A 4,680-nucleotide genomic window follows, 5' to 3' on the forward strand; every position below is an offset into this window, starting at 1 on the left:
TGGTGTCGCCAATCATGAAATTCACCCAGGGGTGCGTCAAATAATTCACCCACCCCGCGCTCATGTGATTCACCCTCCCGGATGGCACGAATACTTAATTCAAGATCCGGCTACCATCTCCTCCTTTCCAACTGGAAATGAAGACGAAGTGGGATCAGAACCAGCCCGCCCTCGGTCGGGGCGCCGGAGCGGGCGGTAGCTCTTCCCCTCCATCAGGATATAGTGAGAGCTGTTGATGAGGCGGTCAAGGGCCCCTTCTGCCAGGACTGGATTGGGGAAGAGGGCATACCAGTCCTTTGGCGTGCGGTTCGAGACGACTATCAGCGAGCCGCTGCGGTAGCGCTCGCAGACGAGCTCATAGAAGTCCTCGGCCTGCAGTGGGGTGAGATCGCGCAGCCCAAAGTCGTCGATGATGAGCAGATCTGGCTGGAGATATACACGCAAGCGCTTCTCGAAGGTGCCGTCAGCGTGACCGCCGCCGAGATCCGCAAACAGTTTCGGGGCTTTTCGGTAGATGACGCTATAGCCCCTCTGGCATGCAATGTGCCCGAGTGCCTGGCATATGTGCGATTTCCCGACCCCGACTGGCCCGGAGATTATGATCGATTCTTTGCGCTCAAGGTAACCACATGTGGCAAGGTCCCGGATGGTGGCGGCCGGGATCTTGGGGTTATAACCGAAATCGAACTCCGAAAGCGTCTTGATCTCCTCAAACCGCGCACGGGCCACCCGCTGAGCGAGTGCCTGGTTCGCCCGACGATTGATTTCATCCTCGAGTAGCAAGTCGAGGAATTCGAGGTATCCGAGTTTCCCTTGTTGTGCCTGTTCGAGGCGTAAATCCAGTGTATCGAGCATGCGTCCGAGCCTCAGACGTTTGAGTTTCTTTTCGAGTTCATGAGCCTGCATCCGATTCATCCCTCCCGTATATCGCTATCAAGAGCAAAAGCCTCGATTCCATGCAAGAGAGCCCCGGCGCTCCGGCTGGTCTGTTCAGGGGTGGGATCTTCGTCAAGTCCGCAGGAGAGAATGCCCTTTACAGTCTTATACCTGGCATCGCCGAAGGCAAGGGCCCTTGCGCAGGCCCGATTGAGCCTCTCGGCACCGTAGGTGTCGCAAAGCCGTATTACGCCTTGGGCCTGGCGCAGGTGTGTCAGAGTCTCCTCCCGAAGAAGCTCCAGAACCAGCTTGAATACCGAATCTCCCATCTTGTGGGCCTGGCGAATGCACCATTGTGGGGTCCTCTGAAAGAACGCGATCTTATCGGCCGGAAGGTCCTCCGGGTCAGTGTGCCTTCGCTCACCAGGCCTGCGTATATGGGTCTTTATGAGCTCATCCCCCAGGTAGAACTGGACTTTCTTATCGGTGATCCTTACGGAAAGCTCCTGCCCGATATACCGCCAGGGAACCGAATAGAGCACTCGTTTCACCATGCAGTGAGAATCCGGCCCGACCTTGGCGGTCTGCCACACAGCAATCTCCCACCGCTCGGGAAGCGGCTTTAACGCAGTCTTTTCGACAAGGTTGAAGACCTCAATCGGCCTTTGCCTGGTTGTGCCGTGGATCCTCATGCCGGCGACCTTGGTACACCATCTCAGGGCTTCCCGATCAATCTCGGCAAGAGAAGAAAACGTCCGACCTCTGAAGAAGCTTTCCCGTACGTATGGAACGAGCCGTTCCACTCGAGGCTTGTCCTTCGGTTTTCCCTTACGGCACGGGTCTATGAGCACGCCGTAGTGGGCGGCAAGCTCTTCATATGCTCGATTTAGCTGGGGTTCATAGATATCTGGTTTGAGCACCCCGCCCTTCAGGTTATCCAAATTATGTGCCCCTTCTGGTTATGTGGCCATGCCTAGTGCATTCCTGCAGATGAGGCGAAGGACAAGGTTCTTTGATCTTCGCCTCATAACTTTGGGAACATAATTTTTACAGGGAATCAAGCCAAGACAATAGCGTTTCGTCCTCTCGCCAAACTGGTTTTCGGGGGTATCCCCCAGAAGAATCATTCTTGGGTTCGCAAACCCGCAAGGCAGCTTCTTTCATTCGGGTAGTGATCTCCGCGTAACGATTGGTAGTCTCCAGGCTTACATGTCCAAGCCAATTGCGGATCACGTTGACCTCCACCCCTGACTCCAACAAATGCATGGCTGCTGTATGCCGGAATACATGGGGGCTTATTCGTCGGGGGTTCGCTGCTTTCTTATCCTGCCGAAGTGAGTCGGTATGGCGGCGAACGATCTTGTAAATACCGAATCGAGTTAGAGGCTTTCCGCTTTGGGAGAGGAATACTGCGTCATCTGATGCATCTTTCATATGCTTTTGTCGGAGGAGAGTTTTTAGCAGGTTGGTCGTCTCCTGCCATAACGGGCATGTCCTCCACTTGTCTCCCTTACCGTGTAGTCTGACGCGGGGCGAGCCATCAAGGTCAAGATCTCCGACGCGTAAGTCCGCAACCTCCTGCACACGGGCTCCCGTATTGTAAAGAAACATAAAAAGCGCACGGTCTCGCAGTGCATAGCGTCCTTTAGAGGGTAAATGCGCAAAAAGTGAAGAGATCTCTTCGCGTTCCAGGAAAGATGTTTCAGGGGGAGGCACGCGTTTCATGGGAATGGCCGCCACTTGTTCAGAGATCGAAAGCATCTCAGGAATCCTCGTGGCGACGTAGCCGAAGAAGACGTGCAGCACCGCAAGGCGGTGATTGCGGGTTCGAATGTGGTTTTTTCGATCCCTTTCAAGATAATGAAGGAATTCTTTGACCTGCCTAAAGGTCAAATCCTGGATGGAGAGGCGAGTGATTTTACGCCGCATGTCAGATGAGACAAATTGGAGAAAGAGGCGAAGAGTGTCTCGATAACTTCTTATTGATGCCGGACGCAACCCTCTTTGGACTCTAAGGTAGTCTGTGAAGAAAGAGTATGTGATGCGACCCAGATTCTCATCGTTCATGGTGACACCTCCTGAATGGCGGACGCTGCATAACGCTCAAAACGATGATTAGCTTCCAGAAGTAAATCCGGTGTAATGGTCAGGTAGACCGCTGTGGAATTTGGATCGACGTGACCTAAGAAAGTCGCCAAGTGGAGTAGGCGCGTTCCCGGGTCGATACCCGCGCGGTACCAACGGAGCAGGGTACCCACTGCAAATGAGTGTCTCAAATCGTGCACGCGGGGAGGAGACACTCCCTGGGGTATCCGCAATCCAAGCTGGGGAATTAGGGAATGAAAGGTCTGGCTGATGGTGCCGGGGTGTATGGGGCGACCACCACCGAAGGTAAACAAAGGCTCCTCTACCAGAGGTAGTCCGTGTTTCTCTGCCCGTACCCGGAGATACTCTCTGAGAAGCTCTTTCATACGAGGTCCAAAGGGAACAAGGCGACTCTTGGCAAACTTGGTTTGGCGAATGACCAGTAGCGACCGCTCAAGATCCAGATCCTTCACACAAAGCCGGGAGACCTCGCCAACCCTAAGGCCAAGGCCGTACAACAGGGCAAATATGGCCCGATAGGTAGGGCCTCGAAGGGGCGCCCTTGGGTTATCTTTCAAGCTTCCTGCACAAGCCAACAACTTCCGTGCCATGGCGGGCGTGAATAAAAATGGAATCCTCTGCGAGGTCTCTCGCTGAGTTTGCATGTGCAAAGGAAAGTACGTTAAATAGGAGTGTCTTACCAACCAACTGAATAGCCGCCCAAGGACACTGATCAAATGGTTGTAGCTTCGAGGTCTTTTTCGGGGGCGGGAGGCCAGGAAAGCGTCAACAATCTCTGCGGTGACCCCCTCGATGGTTTGCACCTTCTGCTGGACTAGAAATGCATCCAATAAGCGGAGGGCCTTTTCTTCGGTGCGAAAGCTCTGTCCAAGGGCACGCTTGTAAGCGAGGAAATGTTGGATCCCTTCCGCCAGAGGACTTTGGAAGCCATTCCATCCCGATCTCATAGAACCTCCTCCCCTACACCAGAGCCGATTTCTCGAAGGTCCTCCACCGCCACTTTGGCGTATATCTGCGTCGATGCCGGCCTCCGATGGCCCACGTAGTCTCCGATGGCTTTAAGGGAAAAGCCGGCATCAACAAGTCGTTGCACGCATGTATGGCGAAGGGTGTGGGATCCCGGTCTGCCAACAGGGATTCCAGCCTTATGGAGGTAGTGAGATGCGCGGCCGGATACGCCGGCGAAAGTCATGGGTCTATAGGGGGCCAGTCCCCGGAAAAAGATGTGGCGGTCGGGGGTTTTAGGCCTGCCATGTTGGAGGTAATCCAAGATTGCCTCTCCCACGACAGGGGACAGAGGGTATGCCGTGAAATGGTCGGCCTTCCGCTCCGGCACACGGAGCCGCTCTCTTCGCCAATCAATATCATCCAAGGTCAAAGCGGCGATCTCCCTTCCCCTAAGTCCATAGGTTACCAACAGGAGTAGGATGGCGTAGTCTCGTTTGCCGATAGACGTCCGGCGGTCGACCACTTCCAGCATACGATTAACCTCATCCCAGGTGATGGAGCGCGGTATGCTCGATAAGCGATACAGACGAGGAGAGTCTAAGGTGTTGCTGAGATCTTTTGCTAAGCCCATTTTCCGCAGTAGGGGTAGATTCAATTAGGAGTTCATTGTGGCCGATTTTTGCGCGGCTACGGTTGAGGTGGTTGATATTCACCGATCAGAAGTCCGAGCTTTTGTAGGGTCCGGTAATG

The 4,680-nt window shown here is 54.3% G+C and carries 5 protein-coding genes; all 5 read right to left on the reverse strand.

Annotation, left to right across the window (positions count from 1 at the left end; translation table 11 throughout):
* Positions 1 to 99: 99 nt before the first annotated feature.
* Positions 100 to 906, reverse strand: a complete 807-nt coding sequence (locus tag HPY71_14135) for an ATP-binding protein (GenBank protein NPV54631.1) — start codon at positions 904 to 906, stop codon at positions 100 to 102.
* 5 nt (positions 907 to 911) lie between these two features.
* Complete coding sequence (locus tag HPY71_14140) at positions 912 to 1,817, reverse strand: transposase (GenBank protein NPV54632.1); 906 nt, start codon at positions 1,815 to 1,817, stop codon at positions 912 to 914.
* Between the two features lie 106 nt (positions 1,818 to 1,923).
* Positions 1,924 to 2,943, reverse strand: a complete 1,020-nt coding sequence (locus tag HPY71_14145; GenBank protein ID NPV54633.1) for a tyrosine-type recombinase/integrase — start codon at positions 2,941 to 2,943, stop codon at positions 1,924 to 1,926.
* Complete coding sequence (locus tag HPY71_14150) at positions 2,940 to 3,929, reverse strand: tyrosine-type recombinase/integrase (protein ID NPV54634.1); 990 nt, start codon at positions 3,927 to 3,929, stop codon at positions 2,940 to 2,942. Before HPY71_14150 ends, HPY71_14145 begins: the two co-directional genes overlap by 4 nt.
* The gene (locus HPY71_14155) at positions 3,926 to 4,561 is read right to left on the reverse strand and encodes a tyrosine-type recombinase/integrase (protein ID NPV54635.1); all 636 of its coding nucleotides are present in this window, start codon (positions 4,559 to 4,561) and stop codon (positions 3,926 to 3,928) included. Before HPY71_14155 ends, HPY71_14150 begins: the two co-directional genes overlap by 4 nt.
* Positions 4,562 to 4,680 lie beyond the last annotated feature (119 nt).

The sequence above is a fragment of the Bacillota bacterium genome (assembly GCA_013178125.1).
Lineage (GTDB): Bacteria > Bacillota > SHA-98 > Ch115 > JABLXJ01 > JABLXL01.

Excerpts from the sequence above, each read along its gene's own strand:
- HPY71_14155 (NPV54635.1), bottom strand. The coding sequence starts at position 4,561 with ATGGGCTTAGCAAAAGATCTCAGCAACACCTTAGACTCTCCTCGTCTG.
- HPY71_14135 (NPV54631.1), bottom strand. The coding sequence starts at position 906 with ATGCAGGCTCATGAACTCGAAAAGAAACTCAAACGTCTGAGGCTCGGA.
- HPY71_14145 (NPV54633.1), bottom strand. The coding sequence starts at position 2,943 with ATGAACGATGAGAATCTGGGTCGCATCACATACTCTTTCTTCACAGAC.
- HPY71_14150 (NPV54634.1), bottom strand. The coding sequence starts at position 3,929 with ATGAGATCGGGATGGAATGGCTTCCAAAGTCCTCTGGCGGAAGGGATC.